Origin of the sequence: Caulobacter sp. UC70_42, from assembly GCF_044056025.1 — a bacterium.
Lineage (GTDB): Bacteria > Pseudomonadota > Alphaproteobacteria > Caulobacterales > Caulobacteraceae > Caulobacter.
In genome coordinates this window covers 4,443,747-4,458,386 of record NZ_CP171994.1, presented here as the reverse complement: position 1 = coordinate 4,458,386, position 14,640 = coordinate 4,443,747, and the positions used below count along the sequence as shown (strand labels likewise).

The 14,640-nt window shown below is 66.6% G+C and carries 17 protein-coding genes, 1 tRNA gene and 1 pseudogene; 13 read left to right on the top strand and 6 right to left on the bottom strand.

Annotated elements, in window-relative coordinates; genetic code table 11:
• Window positions 1-70: 70 nt before the first annotated feature.
• Together ACHMW8_RS22325 and ACHMW8_RS22320 are read right to left on the bottom strand one after the other, a co-directional pair.
• Window positions 71-604, bottom strand: coding sequence for a response regulator (locus ACHMW8_RS22325; protein ID WP_199743510.1), 534 nt, complete (start codon window positions 602-604; stop codon window positions 71-73).
• A 264-nt stretch (window positions 605-868) separates the two neighbouring features.
• Complete coding sequence (locus ACHMW8_RS22320) at window positions 869-1,351, bottom strand: outer membrane protein assembly factor BamE (RefSeq protein WP_125158105.1); 483 nt, start codon at window positions 1,349-1,351, stop codon at window positions 869-871.
• Between the two features lie 120 nt (window positions 1,352-1,471).
• Between ACHMW8_RS22320 and ACHMW8_RS22315 the strand changes: the two genes are divergently transcribed.
• The 7 genes from ACHMW8_RS22315 to ACHMW8_RS22285 all read left to right on the top strand — a co-directional run bounded on the left by ACHMW8_RS22315 (window position 1,472) and on the right by ACHMW8_RS22285 (window position 5,737).
• On the top strand, window positions 1,472-2,002 hold the full coding sequence (locus ACHMW8_RS22315) for a ubiquinol-cytochrome C chaperone family protein (protein ID WP_125158106.1): 531 nt from the start codon (window positions 1,472-1,474) through the stop codon (window positions 2,000-2,002).
• Window positions 1,987-2,529: a DUF177 domain-containing protein gene (locus ACHMW8_RS22310; protein WP_125158107.1), complete on the top strand. Its 543-nt coding sequence runs from the start codon at window positions 1,987-1,989 to the stop codon at window positions 2,527-2,529. The genes ACHMW8_RS22315 and ACHMW8_RS22310 overlap by 16 nt, the downstream gene beginning before the upstream one ends.
• Window positions 2,530-2,616: 87 nt before the next feature.
• The gene (gene plsX / locus ACHMW8_RS22305; RefSeq protein ID WP_395443764.1) at window positions 2,617-3,681 is read left to right on the top strand and encodes a phosphate acyltransferase PlsX; all 1,065 of its coding nucleotides are present in this window, start codon (window positions 2,617-2,619) and stop codon (window positions 3,679-3,681) included.
• The gene (locus tag ACHMW8_RS22300) at window positions 3,678-4,655 is read left to right on the top strand and encodes a beta-ketoacyl-ACP synthase III (protein ID WP_125158109.1); all 978 of its coding nucleotides are present in this window, start codon (window positions 3,678-3,680) and stop codon (window positions 4,653-4,655) included. Before plsX ends, ACHMW8_RS22300 begins: the two co-directional genes overlap by 4 nt.
• Window positions 4,656-4,854: 199 nt before the next feature.
• Window positions 4,855-5,157, top strand: coding sequence for an integration host factor subunit alpha (locus ACHMW8_RS22295; RefSeq protein ID WP_099578878.1), 303 nt, complete (start codon window positions 4,855-4,857; stop codon window positions 5,155-5,157).
• Between the two features lie 12 nt (window positions 5,158-5,169).
• A complete protein-coding gene (locus ACHMW8_RS22290; protein ID WP_125158110.1) occupies window positions 5,170-5,598 on the top strand; it encodes a MerR family transcriptional regulator in 429 nt (142 codons plus the stop codon).
• A gap of 62 nt (window positions 5,599-5,660) precedes the next feature.
• Window positions 5,661-5,737 (top strand) — tRNA-Pro (locus tag ACHMW8_RS22285).
• A gap of 99 nt (window positions 5,738-5,836) precedes the next feature.
• Here ACHMW8_RS22285 and ACHMW8_RS22280 read toward each other — a convergent pair.
• Both ACHMW8_RS22280 and ACHMW8_RS22275 read right to left on the bottom strand, forming a co-directional pair.
• Window positions 5,837-6,076: a DUF2842 domain-containing protein gene (locus tag ACHMW8_RS22280; protein WP_395446031.1), complete on the bottom strand. Its 240-nt coding sequence runs from the start codon at window positions 6,074-6,076 to the stop codon at window positions 5,837-5,839.
• A gap of 8 nt (window positions 6,077-6,084) precedes the next feature.
• On the bottom strand, window positions 6,085-6,336 hold the full coding sequence (locus ACHMW8_RS22275; protein WP_125158111.1) for a GlsB/YeaQ/YmgE family stress response membrane protein: 252 nt from the start codon (window positions 6,334-6,336) through the stop codon (window positions 6,085-6,087).
• 153 nt (window positions 6,337-6,489) lie between these two features.
• On the opposite strand from ACHMW8_RS22275, the pseudogene ACHMW8_RS22270 reads away from it, so the two are divergent.
• From ACHMW8_RS22270 to argC, 5 genes and pseudogenes are all read left to right on the top strand, one after another.
• A pseudogene (locus ACHMW8_RS22270) lies at window positions 6,490-7,522 on the top strand (COX15/CtaA family protein).
• Between the two features lie 82 nt (window positions 7,523-7,604).
• Complete coding sequence (locus tag ACHMW8_RS22265) at window positions 7,605-9,149, top strand: alkaline phosphatase (protein WP_395443763.1); 1,545 nt, start codon at window positions 7,605-7,607, stop codon at window positions 9,147-9,149.
• A gap of 182 nt (window positions 9,150-9,331) precedes the next feature.
• A complete protein-coding gene (rplM, locus tag ACHMW8_RS22260) occupies window positions 9,332-9,805 on the top strand; it encodes a 50S ribosomal protein L13 (protein WP_125158113.1) in 474 nt (157 codons plus the stop codon).
• A gap of 3 nt (window positions 9,806-9,808) precedes the next feature.
• On the top strand, window positions 9,809-10,282 hold the full coding sequence (rpsI, locus tag ACHMW8_RS22255; RefSeq protein WP_125158114.1) for a 30S ribosomal protein S9: 474 nt from the start codon (window positions 9,809-9,811) through the stop codon (window positions 10,280-10,282).
• A 111-nt stretch (window positions 10,283-10,393) separates the two neighbouring features.
• Entirely contained in the window at window positions 10,394-11,347 is a 954-nt protein-coding gene (gene argC, locus ACHMW8_RS22250) for an N-acetyl-gamma-glutamyl-phosphate reductase (RefSeq protein WP_125158115.1), read from the top strand.
• 6 nt (window positions 11,348-11,353) lie between these two features.
• On the opposite strand, the gene ACHMW8_RS22245 is transcribed toward argC, so the two are convergent.
• Complete coding sequence (locus ACHMW8_RS22245) at window positions 11,354-11,986, bottom strand: DUF1287 domain-containing protein (protein ID WP_125158116.1); 633 nt, start codon at window positions 11,984-11,986, stop codon at window positions 11,354-11,356.
• Window positions 11,987-12,087: 101 nt separating this feature from the next.
• Window positions 12,088-13,851: a class I poly(R)-hydroxyalkanoic acid synthase gene (locus ACHMW8_RS22240; protein ID WP_395446030.1), complete on the bottom strand. Its 1,764-nt coding sequence runs from the start codon at window positions 13,849-13,851 to the stop codon at window positions 12,088-12,090.
• A gap of 326 nt (window positions 13,852-14,177) precedes the next feature.
• On the opposite strand from ACHMW8_RS22240, the gene ACHMW8_RS22235 reads away from it, so the two are divergent.
• Window positions 14,178-14,618: a hypothetical protein gene (locus ACHMW8_RS22235; RefSeq protein WP_395443762.1), complete on the top strand. Its 441-nt coding sequence runs from the start codon at window positions 14,178-14,180 to the stop codon at window positions 14,616-14,618.
• Window positions 14,619-14,640 lie beyond the last annotated feature (22 nt).

The following is a 14,640-nucleotide window of genomic DNA, read 5'->3' as shown; positions in this document are numbered from 1 at the left end:
AGAGCGGCCTGAAACTGGAACGCCCCGGAGTTTTCTCCGGGGCGTTTTGTTTTTTTGGAGCCGGCGGACCCTAGTAGACGTCCTCGGGATCCATCTGGGACAAGGCGTCCGTTATCTCGACCGCGCGGCGCTCGACGCCGGAGAATTCGTGGTCGATCCGGCGGCGACGACAGGGGCCGAAATAGGCACTGGCCCGTACGAACGGGCGGGGATTGTTCACGATCTCGTTGATCCGGTGCATGACCCCGCGCGCCGTCAGCGGCTTGGCCAGGAACTCGGTCACTCCAGCCATGCGCGCGGCGGTCAGCGTGCGCTGGGTGGCGTGGCCGGTCATCATGATGATCGGCACGTACGGATTGGGGCTGGCGCTCGAGGTGCGGATCCAGCGGATGAAGGCCAGGCCGTCGACCGGATGCATTATCAGGTCGGTGAAGACGATGTCGATTTCCTGGGTCTGAAAGATCTTGAGCGCATCGAGGCCGTCGCTGGCCTCGCGGATCCTGCGAACGCCCGCGGCCTTGAGCATTTCGCCCACGAGCTTGCGCATGTTCGCGTTGTCGTCGACCAGAAGCACCGATACGTCACGAAGGTCCATGCCCTCCACAGTGCGTCTCCCACCGCCGCCGTGAATTCGTTCGCGCCACAACTTGAGCGGCTTGAGTCGATCGTGACCCGTTTTGGGTTTATGAAGTGTTTAGGAGGCGGGTGTTCGGCTGAATTAAGACGGTGAATATCGAATTCACAGTAAATCGCCTGGATTTACTCGTCTCGCTGACAGTGGTGCGCGCGGAGGTGTAACCGGCGCACGAAAAAAGCCGCCCACCTTGCAGCGGACGGCTTTTCTGATCTGTCGAGTTGTCGACTTGGTCTATCGACCCCCCGGACGCTGGCCCGGCGCCTCGTCGTCCTGCGGGAGCATGCCGCCGCGACCGACGTTGCCGAGCAGCTGTTCGAGGATGGTCATCTCGCGACCGCGGGTCGGAGTCTCACGGCCGTTGTAGGCGATGACCTTGCCGTCCTTCAGCGTATAGGTGTTCACCGAGGCGACCTTCTCGTCGGCCGGGTTGAACTTGATGGCCACGACGTCGCGCTTGATCACGCGCGGCATGTAGAAGGCCACGCGGTCGGTCGTCTGCGAGATGTAGTACCAGGTGTTGTTGTCGAAGGTCGAAACCGCCGACGGCGAACCCAGCTTTTCCATCAGGGTCGACTTGCTGTCCTCGCCGACCTTCATGTCGGCGGGCTTGGCCTCGATGGCCTGAAAGCCGGAGTAGCTGGTCAGCGGCGTACAGGCGGACGTGGCGATCGCCAGGCCCAGAACGACGGCGGCGAAAACGGCGGGGCGAGACATCAAGGCTCCGAACCGGAAAAATGCAGACTTTGACCTATCGCCCGCGGGAGCTTAGTTCAATGCCCGCGTGAAAGCGGACCCCGCGTCTAGCGGGATGTCGCGGCGAAATCGAGGCGTTTCATGTTTCTGGACAGGTGGCTCAAGCCCAGGCCCGCCAAGGCGGCGGGAGCCAAGCTCTATGCTGGCGCAGTGGCTCAGGCGCGGTCCGCGACCTTTTATCGTGACTTCGGCGTCCGCGACTCGATGGAGGGCCGTTTCGAACTCTTCAGCCTGCACGTGATCTTTCTGATCGAGCGACTGAAGGGGCAGGGCGACGCCGCGGCCGAGACCTCGCAGGCGGTTTTCGACTCGTATGTGAAGGGGCTGGACGACGCCTTTCGCGAGATTGGCGTGTCGGACACGGCGGTCGGCAAGAAGATGAAGAAGCTGGCGGGCGCCTTCTACGGCCGGCTGAAGGCCTATGATGAAGCCGTCGCCACCCTGCCGGATCTCGCGGGCATGACCGGCTTCCTGGCCCGCACCGCGTTCGAGGAGCGCGGCGAGGGCGACATCGCGGCCTTGGCCGCCTATGTGATCAAGACGCGCGAAGCCCTGGCGGAACAGCCGCTGGAAAGCTTGCTGCAAGGAGACGTGACGTGGCCGAACCCGTGACCGCGCCCTGGCCGTGTGAAATTCCGTTGGCCCAGGTCGACCGTGGCGCCGTCAAGCTGCGGCTGGAACCCTCGGCCGACCAGCGCAAGGCGATCGCCAAGCAACTGGGCCTGGTCAGCCTGGAAGACCTGAGCGCCGAGGTGTTTCTGACCTCGTGGCTGGACGGGGCCGAGATCTCGGGCGTCTTGCGCGCGCGCGTGGTCCAGACCTGCAGCGCGACGGCCGACGATTTCGAAACGCCGATCGATGCGCGCTTCGATCTGCGGGTGCTGCCGGCCAACAGCAAGAACGCGCCTCAGGACGAGGACAGCGGCGACCTGGGCCTGGATCCCGACGCCGACGACCCGCCGGATGTGCTGGACGGCGAGAAGATCGACGTCTCGGGTTACGTGATCGAGCACTTGGCCCTGGAGCTGGATCCGTTCCCCCGCAAGCCGGGCGCGGTGTTCGTCCAGCCGCCCGAGCCGGTCGAACTTTCCCCGTTCGCGGCGCTCAAGGGTCTCAAATCGACGGATGATCAGGGCTAAACCCCTCGACTCGCCCGCTTGCGTGATATTCACGCGGATGTATCGTCCGCCGCCCGGCGAGACGCCTCTCGGAGCTCACAGCGCCACGTGTCCCAATCCGTAGTCATCTCGGTTGACGCCATGGGCGGCGACCACGGCCCCTCCATCGTCGTGCCCGGCGTCGCTCAGGCGGCTCAGGCGCTGCCGGGGGTGCGGTTCCTGCTGCATGGCGAGGGCGCGAAGATCGAGGCCGAGCTGGCCAAGCACCCCGCCGCCAGAAGCGTGAGCGAGGTGCGCCACACCGACAAGGCCATCAGCATGGACGAAAAGCCCGCCCAGGCCATGCGCCGGGGCAAGGGCTCGTCGATGTGGAACACCATCGAGTCTCTGCGCGAGAACGAGGCCCAGGCCTGCGTCTCGGCCGGCAACACCGGCGCCCTGATGGCCATCTCCAAGCTGATCCTGCGCATGGGCGCGGATCTGGAGCGCCCGGCCATCGTCGCCAACTGGCCGACCTTGAAGGGCGTCACCGCGGTGCTGGACGTGGGCGCCAATGTCGAGAGCGACGCGGCCCAGCTGGTCGAGTTCGCCATCATGGGCGCGGCCTTCCATCACGCCGTGCACGGCTCCAAGCGCCCGACCGTGGGTCTGCTCAACGTCGGCTCCGAGGATCAGAAGGGCCACGAGGAGGTGCGCGAAGCGCACGCCATCCTGCGCGAGGCCAAGCTTGATTTCGACTATCATGGCTTCGTCGAGGGCACCGACATCGCCTACGGCACCGTGGATGTGGTCGTCACGGACGGCTTCACCGGCAATGTCGCCCTGAAGACGGCGGAAGGCCTGGCGCGGTTCTTCTCGAACGAGATCAAGACGACCCTGACTTCGGGTCCGATGGCCATGCTGGGCGCCCTGATCGCCTCGGGCGCGCTGAAGAAGATGCGCGCGCGCCTCGATCCGGGGCGGGTCAACGGCGGCCCGCTGCTGGGCTTGAACGGCATCGTGGTCAAGAGCCACGGCGGCGCGGACGCCAACGGCTTCGCCTCGGCCCTGCGGGTCGCCACCAACCTCGCGCGCAGCGACTTCCGCGCCGAGATCGACAGAAATCTGAAGCGTCTGACCGCCGTGGCGGCCAAGAGCGAAGCCCCGGAGCAGGGGCAGGGAGCGGCCGAGTGAGCGTAACTCGCAGTGCAGTAACTGGCGTCGGCGCGTATCTGCCGCCGAAGGTCGTGACCAATGACGATCTGGCCAAGTTCGTCGACACCAGCGACGCCTGGATCATCGAGCGCACCGGCATCCGCCAGCGACATCAGGCCGCCGACGACCAGCCGGTCTCGGACCTGGCCGTCGAGGCCGCCAAGGAGGCCCTGGCGGCCGCCGGCAAGTCCGCGGCCGACGTCGACCTGATCATCGTGGCCACGACCACGGCCGACCTGACGTTTCCCGCTGTCGCCACCATCGTTCAGCGCAAGCTGGGCGCGCCGGTCGGCATCGCCTTCGACGTCCAGGCCGTCTGCTCGGGCTTCGTCTACGCCCTGAGCGTCGCCGACGGCTTCGTCGCGCGCGGCCACGCCAAGTGCGCCCTGGTGATCGGCGCCGAGACCATGACCCGCCTGATGGACTGGAGCGATCGCGGCACCTGCGTGCTGTTCGGCGACGGCGCCGGCGCGGTCGTCCTCGAGCCGAAGGAAGGCGAGGGGACCACCGGCGACCAAGGCCTGCTGGGCTTCGCCCTGCGCGCCGACGGGACCAAGCAGGACCTGCTCTATGTCGACGGCGGCGTCTCGACGACCGGCACGGTCGGCAAGCTGCGGATGCTGGGCAACCAGGTCTTCAAGCACGCCGTGGTCAACATCTCCGAGGCGATCCACGCGGCCGCCGCCAATGCCGGCGTCGCGGTGGCGGACGTCGACTGGTTCATCCCGCACCAGGCCAACCAGCGCATCCTCGCCGGCGTCGCCCACCGTTGCGGCATCGACGAGGAAAAGGTGATCTCGACGGTCGCGACCCACGCCAACACCTCGGCCGCCTCGATCCCGCTGGCCCTCGCGCACGGCGTGAAGGATGGCCGAATCAAGAAGGGCGACCTGCTGCTGCTGGAAGCCATGGGGGGCGGCCTGACCTGGGGAGCCTGCGTTCTGCGCCTTTAAAGCGCAGCTTGCGCGATCTTCCCGTCGGGCATGAACTCCTGACGTTGAGCCTTTGACTTCATGCGGTAATCGCGGCATGAGGTCATCGGTGAATTTGGGCGCGGTCCGTTGAGGGCGGTCGCGGCATACCCAGGTTCGCCGCGAGTGCTCCATCGGCGGTGGTCTGTCTGACCGCCAAGATACGCGTGAAGGGGGTTGCATGAAGGGCGCTACTTTGACCCGGGCCGACCTGTGCGAGGCGGTCCACGAAGAGGTCGGATTGACCCGTCAGGACTGCGCCGGTCTGGTCGAGCGGACCCTGGATCTGGTGGCCGAGGCGCTCGAAGAGGGCGAGACGGTCAAACTTTCCGGTTTCGGCGTCTTCCAGGTCCGCGCCAAGCGCGCCCGCATGGGGCGCAATCCCAAGACCGGCGAGCCGGCCGAGATCGAACCCCGTCGGGTGATCGGCTTCCGCGCCTCCCAGGTCATGAAGGCGCGAATCGATCGCGCCTTGGGCGACTAGGGAATCAATGCGGTGGCGAAGGGGCCGAACGCCTTCCGCACGATTTCAGAGGCCGCCGACGAGCTGGGCGTGCCGCAGCACGTGCTGCGCTTCTGGGAGACCAAGTTCTCCTTCATCCGTCCTATGAAACGGGCTGGCGGGCGGCGCTTCTATCGCCCGCAGGACGTGGCCGTGCTGAACGGCGTCCGCACCTTGCTGCACAGCGAAGGTCTCACCATCAAGGGCGTGCAGAAGCTGCATCGCGATCAGGGTCTGGCCCAGGTGATCGCCGCCGGCATCGGCTCGAATGGTTCGGCCAGCCTTGATCCTGATTTCGACTACGCCGCGCCCGAGACGCCCGCCAAGCGCCTGGACAGCGGCGCGCGCGACCGCCTGGCCTTCGCGCTGGACGATCTGACCGCCATCAAATCGCGGCTAGACGGACTTCTAACCCGAGCCTGATTTTCGTCCGAAATCGCTGTTGCCCAATGGGGGAGCGGCGCCTATAAGAGCGCCTCTTCCGTCGGAGCGTGGCGCAGCCTGGTAGCGCACTTGACTGGGGGTCAAGGGGTCGCAGGTTCAAATCCTGTCGCTCCGACCATTTCCTTAGGGAAACCCTTTTCCTTCGGGAATGGGGCGGAAGACGAAAGGCCGCCCTTCGGGGCGGCCTTTTTCATTTCAGGATCAACGCCGGCCCCAGCTATCTTTGGCCGACGTCGAGCGGCTTGTCGGCCTTGCCCATCCACGAGATCAGCGGGATCACCGGCAGCACCCAGCCCATGCCCAGGACCACGAAATAGACCAGGTGCACGAAGCGGTTCTGCGGCAGGTGGTCGTAGAGGCTGGTGAAGGCCCAGATCCAGGCGAACAGGACAGCCATCACGGCGAACGCGCCGATCAGCTTGCGCAGTCTCGCGGGTATCTGGCGGTCCGGCTTCATGGGAGCGCTCACGCGGTTCTCCGGAAAAGGCCGAGCACGGCCAGGAACAGGATCGCGCCCACGCTGGAGACGATCAGCTCGCCGACGAAGCCGGCCAGGTGCAGATCGATGCGCGAGGCGATGAAGGCTCCGATGAACGAGCCGATCACGCCGATCAAGAGCTTGATGAACAACGAGTGGTGGCGACCCAGCACGATGTCGGCGATCCAGCCGGCTAGGATGCCGATCACCGCCGCCGCGAATACGCCCATGCCGCTCATTGTTTTCTCCGTCCCGCCTCGCCCAAGACGCCCGTTTCTCGCACGAACCCGCGGCGCCGTCATGCCGAGCCACAGAAACATTGATGCGGGCAAGCGTCGGGCGTAGGGAGGTCTCGCCGCATTTCGGCCCAGTAGTGACGCTTTTCAGGCCCCATGACGTCCTTCCTGCGTTCCGACCGTTCGCGCCCCGTCGCGATCTGGCTTTTCATCGTCGCCGCCATGGTGTTCGCCATGGTCGTCGTGGGCGGCGCGACCCGCCTGACCGACTCGGGCCTTTCGATCACCCAGTGGAAGCCGATCATGGGCGCGCTGCCGCCCCTGTCCGAGCAGGCCTGGCGCGAGAGCTTCGAGCTCTACAAGAAGATCCCCCAGTTCCAGCTCGTGAACCCGGACATGACCCTGGAGGGTTACAAGGGCATCTTCTGGTGGGAGTGGGCGCACCGGCTGCTGGGGCGGACCGTGGGCGTGGCCTTCGCCATCCCGTTCGCCGTCTTCCTGATCCGCCGCGACATCCCGCGCCGCCTGATCTGGCGCTGCGCCGTCATGCTGGGGTTGGGCGGCCTGCAAGGTGTGGTGGGCTGGTGGATGGTGTCGAGCGGCCTCTCCGAGCGCGTCTCGGTCGCGCCCGAGCGGCTGATGACCCACCTGGGCCTGGCGCTGGCCCTGTTCGTCGTCTTGATCTGGACCGCGCTCGACGCCTGGAATGGCTCGCCGCGCGTCGAGGAGCGCTCCGCCTGGCGCGGCTGGGCGCTGGCCTTCCTGGGCGCGGTGTTTTTCCAGAAGTCTGCTGGGCGCGCTGGTCGCCGGCAACGACGCGGGCCTCGTCTATAACGACTGGCCGCTGATGAACGGCGGCTTTTTCCCCGCCGAATATCTGGGCAAGGGTCTGTGGGGCACGCTGGCGCACAGCCAGGGCGCCGTACAACTGCACCACCGGCTGACGGCCTACGCCCTGTTCGCGGCCGGCCTGGCGATCGCCTTCCTGGCGCAGCGGGATCGTCCGTTGGCGCCGGGCAGCAAGGCCGCGGCGGTGGCCGTGGCGATCGTCGTCACCTTGCAGGCGGGACTGGGGATCTGGACGCTGATGGCCAGCGTGCCGATCGCTTTGGGCGTGCTGCACCAGGCGGGCGCGGCCGTGCTGCTGGCGACGGCGACCGTCTTCGCGTGGCGGGTGCGCAGGCCCTGAATTTTGAGGGACTGAAACAATGTCCCGCAACAACTGTCACACGCAGGGCGCAAATCGGGCCGATTCCTCATGGAGCTTGGCCTTGATCCGCCCCCTTGTTCTCGCGCTGGTCGCGTCCGTCGCCTTTCCCGCTCTAGCGTTCGCCCAAACGCCGAACGCCGCCGTCAGCGCCGCGGACGCCTATTACAAGGCCGGCGAAGCCGCCCTGGCCAGGCAGATCGCCGTGGTCCCGAACACGGGCAAGGCCAAGAACGTCATCCTGTTTCTGGGCGACGGCATGGGCATTTCGACGGTCACGGCCGGCCGCATCTATGACGGCCAGCTGAAGGGCGTCGATGGCGAGTCCAATTCGCTGGCCTTCGAGAAGCTGTCCTATTCGGCGCTCTCCAAGACCTACAGCCATGACACCCAGGTCACCGACAGCGCCGCCGGTATCACCGCGATCATGACCGGCGTGAAGACCCGCAACAAGATCATCGGCCTGACCGGCGCGGCGATTGGCGAGAAGTGCGAAACCGAGAAGGGCAATGGCGTCGACACCCTGGCCGAGCTGGCCAAGGCGCGCGGCAAGGCCGCCGGCGTCGTCACCACCACCCGCGTCACCCACGCCACCCCGGCCGGCGCCTACGCCCACACCGCCTATCGCGACTGGGAAGGCGACGGCGACATGCCGGTCGAGGCCCTGCAGGCCGGCTGCAAGGACATCGCCCGCCAGCTGGTCGAAGCGCCCGACAACCTGCGCCTGGACGTCGTCATGGGCGGTGGCCGCTCGCGCTTCCTCCCCGACGACAAGGACGGCAAGCGCGCCGACGGCCGGGACCTGACGGCCGAGTGGCTGAAGGCGGAAGGTCCGGGCTCGTCCTACGTGACCAGCGTCGACCAGTTGAAGGCCATTCCGGCCGACACCAGGCACGTGCTGGGCCTCTTCGCGCCCGAGCACCTGCCGTACGAGGTGGAGCGCGCGGTGCTGGGGCAGGGCGTCCCGACCCTGGCCGAGATGGCGACCTCCGCCGTCGACGTGCTGTCCAAGAACCCGAACGGCTACTTCCTGCTGGTCGAAGGCGGCAAGATCGACATGGGCAGCCATCTGGGCAACGCCAAGCGCACGCTCAGCGAGACGGTCGAATTCTCCAAGGCCATCGCCGCGGTGCTGGCCAAGGTGGACCTGAAGGACACCCTGGTTGTCGTCACCGCCGACCACAGCCATGGCCTGGTGATCTCGGGCTACGCCGCCCGCAATTCGCCGATCCTGGGCATGGCCGGCAACGAGGGCGACCCCGCCATCGCCGGCGACGGCAAGGCCTATACGACCCTGATGTTCGCCACCGGCCCTGGCGGCCCGACGGGGAACGACACGCGCAACGACCCGGCCAAGGAAGACCTGGACGACGTCGACTATCACCAGCAGGCCACGGTGAACCTGGGCAGCGCCGCCCACGCCGGCGAGGACGTGGGGGTGTTCGCCGATGGCCCGCAGGCCTTCCTGCTGCGCGGCGTGGTCGAGGAGAGCTACATCTTCCAGGTCATGCGCCACGCCTTCGGCTTCGACGCCCCGGCGACCGCGCCCGCCGCCGCCCCGTCGGCCGAGGCGCCCAAGACCAAGAAATCGTGGTTCAAGCGCGGCTAGGGGAGATTGCGTGATGCGGTATCTGGATACCGTATCACGCAAACCTTTGTAAAATAAGGGTTTGTGTACTTTCTTTCTTCCGCATTGTTGACAGCGTGCGAACCCTCCCGTACATGCCGCGCCTCACACGGACGAAACCGGATTTCTCGGGGTCGGACGCCTAGAAATTACGGATCAATCCCATGCAAAAGATCACGGCTTCGTTGAAGCCGGCCGAGGTCGAGAAGAAGTGGATCGTGGTCGACGCCCAGGACGCCGTTGTCGGCCGTCTGGCGACGTTCATCGCCATGCGTCTTCGCGGCAAGCACCGTCCTGACTACACCCCGCACGTCGATTGCGGCGACTTCGTCGTCGTCATCAACGCCGACAAGGTGAAGTTCACCGGCAAGAAGCTGGACGACAAGGTCTACTATCGCCACACCGGTCACCCGGGCGGCGTCAAGGAAACCACCCCGCGCAAGGTGCTGGGCGGCAAGTTCCCGGAACGCGTCCTGGAGAAGGCCGTCGAGCGCATGCTGCCGAAGGAGAGCCCGCTGGCTCGCAAGCAGCTGACGCACCTGCTCATCTACAACAACGGCGAGCACCCGCACCAAGCGCAAAGCCCCGAAGTCATCGACTTCGCGGCCCGCAACGCCAAGAACACCCGGAGCCTCTAAGCCATGACCGACGCACAAGGCTTTGAAGCGCTGGCCAGCCTGTCCAGCAACCCGGAAGCTGCTGCTCCGGCCGAACCGAAGATCGACGCCCAAGGCCGCTCTTACGCGACCGGCAAGCGCAAGAACGCGATCGCTCGCGTCTGGATCAAGCCGGGCAAGGGGTCGATCACGATCAACGGTCGTGACCAGGAAGTCTACTTCGCCCGTCCGGTGCTGCGCATGATGATCGCCCAGCCGCTGGAAGTGACCGACCGTCTGGGTCAATTCGACGTCATCGTGACCGTCGAAGGCTCGGGTCTGTCGGGTCAAGCCGGCGCCATCCGTCACGGCCTGTCCAAGGCCCTGACCTACTACGAGCCCGGCCTGCGCCCGGTCCTGAAGCCGCACGGCTTCCTGACCCGCGACAGCCGCGTCGTCGAGCGTAAGAAGTACGGCAAGGCCAAGGCCCGCCGCAGCTTCCAGTTCTCGAAGCGCTAATCGCGACGATTACGTCTTACGGGAAGGGGCGCTTCGGTCAGGCCGAAGCGCCCCTTTTCATTTCTGTCTCTGTTTTCTGCTTCTCTGGCTCGAGCCAGGATCGGAGTCCGCATGACCAGCGCCCCCAAGGTCTTCATCGATGGCGAAGCCGGCACCACCGGCCTGCAGATCCGCGAGCGCCTGATCGGCCGCACCGACCTGCAGCTGGTTTCGATCGATCCCGACAAGCGCAAGGACGCCGACGCCCGCGCCGAGATGCTGAACGGCGCCGACGCCGTGATCCTGTGCCTGCCCGACGACGCGGCCAAGGAGGCCGTGGCGCTGGTCACCAATCCGAACACGGTGATCATCGACGCCTCCACCGCCTATCGCACCGCCGAGGGCTGGGCCTACGGCTTCCCCGAGCTCGACAAGGAGCAGCGCGGCAAGATCGCCAAGTCCAAGCGCATCTCCAACCCGGGCTGCTATCCGACCGGCGCCATCGCCCTGACGCGGCCGCTGGTCAGCGCCGGCGTCCTGCCGCCGGAACTACCGGTCTCGTACAACGCCGTTTCGGGCTACAGCGGCGGCGGCAAGGCGATGATCGCCGAGTTCGAGGACGAGAGCGCCGCCAATTTCACCAAGGTCCCTTACCGGATCTACGGCCTGTCGATGGCCCACAAGCACGTGCCTGAAATGCAGATGCACGGCGGCCTGCTGAGCCGGCCGATCTTCATGCCGGCCGTGGGGCGCTATCTGCAGGGCATGATCGTCGAGATGCCGCTGCACTTCTCGACCCTGAATGGCGCGCCGTCGCTGGGCGATATCCACGCCGCCCTTCACAAGCACTACAAGGGGGAGAAATTCGTCGAGGTCGCCTCGCTCGAGGAAGCCAAGAGCCTGACGACCCTGGATCCGGAAGGCCTGAACGGCACCAATCGCCTGAAGCTGTTCGTGTTCGGCTCCGACAGCAGCGGTCAGGCGCGTCTGGTGGCGTTGCTGGACAATCTGGGCAAGGGCGCTTCGGGCGCGGCCGTCCAGAACATGAACATCGCGCTAGGCCTCAAGGAAGACGCCGGTCTCTGATCGGCGTCACACCCGCCAGCGATAGTGCCCGGCGGGCTTGTGCAGCTTGAACATCCAGAGCGGCTCCTCGCGGACGCCCTCGCCGATATTGTGCGTTACGCGGACATGCTGCGGGCCGTCGACCACGACGCCGAGGTGCGGGCGCCCGCCAGCCAGCCGCCAGGTCAGGACGTCGCCGGGCAGCGGTGACTCGAACCCATCGCCGCCGAAGGGGCGCCGCGCGGGCAGGGGCAGGCTGGCGCCCCGCCGCGTCAGGAAGGTCTCCAGGTTCAGCACCCGCCGGTGGTCGATATTGGCGTCCGGCTTGGTCAGGCCCCATTCGCGGCGCGACGGATAGGCCGAGAAGGCCTTCAGCATGTCCTCGTGCACCTGCTTCTGCAGATCGATGTCCCAGGCGTCGCGGGCGGCGCGGACCAAGACGTCGGAGCAGACGCCGCTGGTGCGCAGCACGTCGCCGTTCGGATAGCCGATATTGCGGTAGCTGGGGTCGTAGTCGACCGTGACCCCGACCTGCTGGCGGGCCGCCGCGGCCAGCTTGCGGCCGGCGTCGGGAATCAGCGCGTGACTGACCTGGCTCGCCGCCGCGAAGGGCGCGACGACGGCCATTCCCAGAACGGTGCGGCGATCCAGCGTGAGCATGGCGGGGAAGCTTCGCCACGATCGCGGCGGCATTTGGGCGAACGTGGGTCTTGGGCGCCTCTGTCGTCAGTCAAAACACAGCTTACCGACGACCCGCGTCCTTAGTAATCCGACCGGACCATCACGAACGATCCCGGCGCGTCCTCCAGCGGCTTCAGAGGGCCCTTGGTCGGGTCACGGGCCGGAACCTGATCGCCCGAGCGCGCCTTCAGCCAAGCCGCCCAGTGCGGCCACCAGGAGCCCGGATGCTCCTGGGCGCCGGCGATCCAGGCGTTGACGTCGCCGGGCAGGTTCTCGTTGGTCCAGTGCTGGTACTTCTTGGCGTCCGGATGGTTGATCACGCCTGCGATATGGCCCGACCCCGCCATGGTGAAGGTCACGGGCCCGCCGAACGCCTTGGCTCCGCGATAGACGCTGCGATAGGGCGCGATGTGGTCGTCCTTGGACGACTGGACGTAGATGGGGATCTTCACCTTCGACAGGTCCAAGCGTTCGCCGCCCAGCGACAGCTTGCCGGTCGTCAGGGCGTTGTCCTTGTAGAAGTTGCGCAGATAGAACAGGTGCAGGGCCTTGGGCATCCGCGTCTGGTCGGCGTTCCAGAACAGAAGGTCGAAGGGGCGCGGCTCCTTGCCCATCAGGTAGTTGCTGACGAAGAACGACCAGATCAGGTCGTTGCCGCGCAGGGCGTTGAACGTGTCGGCCATCGACTGGCTGGGCAGGAAGCCGCCGGCCTGGTCCATCTGCTGCTCGATCGACTGCAGCCACTCTTCGTTGGTGAACAGCAGAAGGTCGCCGGCCTCGGCGAAGTCCTGCTGGGCGGCGAAGAAGGTGGCCGAATTGATCCGCTTGTCGCCCCGCGCGGCCATGTGGGCCAGGGCGACCGACAGCAGGGTGCCGCCGATGCAGTAGCCGACCGTGTTGACCCGATCGACGCCGCACTGGGTCATGACCTGCTGAGTGGCGTCGTAGATGCCTTCGAGCATGTAGTCCTCGAAGGTCTTGGCCGCGAGCTTCTGGTCCGGATTGACCCACGAGGCGACGAACACCGTGAAGCCCTGGCCGGTCAGCCAGCGGATCATCGAGTTCTCGGGCCGCAGGTCCATGATGTAGAACTTGTTGATCCACGGCGGGAAGATCAGCAGCGGGATCTCGCAGACCGTTTCGGTGGTCGGATCGAACTGCAGCAGTTGCAGGATGTCGTTCTGGTAGACGACCTTGCCGGGCGCCGTGGCGACGTTCTCGCCGACCTTGAACTTGGCCAGATCCGTCTGGCTGATCGCCAGCTGGCCGCCGCCGCGCTCCAGATCGGCGGCGAAGTTCTCCATGCCGCGCACCAGACTTTGGCCCTGGGTCTGCACCACCTCGCGCAGGGCTGCGGGATTGGAGATCAGGAAGTTCGACGGCGAGAAGGCGTCGGTCAGCATCTTGGTGAAGAACTCGACGCGGCGCTTGGTGGCGGGATCGACGCCCTCGACCTCGGCGATCAGGCCGTTCAGCCAGTTCGACGACAGCAGGTAGGACTGCTTCATCAGGTCGAACATCGGGTTGGACGCCCAGTCCGGGTCGTTGAAGCGCTTGTCGCCGGCGGCGGGGGCGACAACGGGCGCGACCGCCTCGCCGGCGGCGCGGCGGGCCGTCGACTGCCAGAGATCCATGTATTGGCTGAAGAGGTCGGCCTGGGCCCGCATCAGCCGGTCGGGCTGGGCGGCCAAGCGGGTCATCACCTCGTTCAGGGCGGGCGCGACATGAAACGGGTCGGGGGTGAGGGCGGCGGGGCGGTCGGCCTGGCGCAGCGCGGCTTCGGCGATCGCGCCCTGGGCGGTGACGGCGGCGCGGGCCAGATTGGCCGACAGGGTCTCGACCATCTTCAACTGGTCGGCGGAGAGCACCTTTTCGAACGGCGGGAAGGGGGGGGAGCCTGGCCGCCCTGGAAGCCCTCCGAAGTCTTGCCAGCCGATTCGGCCTTGGGCGGCGCCTCGGGAGCCGCTGGCCTGGACTTGGCCTTGTTTGTCTTCGGCGCGGCCTTGGCCTTGGGGGGGGCGATCTCGTCCTTGGGGGAAGCTTTCTTCCGGGCCTTGGGAGCCGCCTTCGCCGTGGCCATGAGGTTTCCTCCGCGTGCTATTGTCTTGTTCGCGAAAAGCGGCGCCGAACGCCTTTCGCTCGCCGCGATCATCGCATAAGACCAGAACCAATGAACGGCGAAACCCGCAAAATCGTACGTGTCGCTCTGATCGTCGGCCTGACGGCCGGCGTGGCCGCGTGCGCGACGCCGTTCTCGACCGCCAAGGTCGATCCCAGCTCGCCGATCGCCGCCCGCGCCACCGCCGCGGCCAAGGCCAAGGGCGAGCGCCGCAAGTTCTCGGACATCCCGGCGATCCCCACGGACGTGCCGACCGCCGACCAGGTGCGCGCGGCCGTGGTGCAGCAGCAACGCGCCGGCGACGCCCTGACGGCGGCCACCGCGCCCAGCACCTGGGAGCTCAAGGACAGCGAGACCTACGCGGCCAAGGCCCGTCGCGACGCCAAGCCGCCCGCCTTCGAGGCGCCGACCGACGCCGACCGCGCCGCCACCGAAGCCTTCGCCCGCGACGCACGCGGCCGAGCTAGCGCGCCTCCGTCCCAGCCGAAATAGGCCGACGGAGGCATAATCTCCC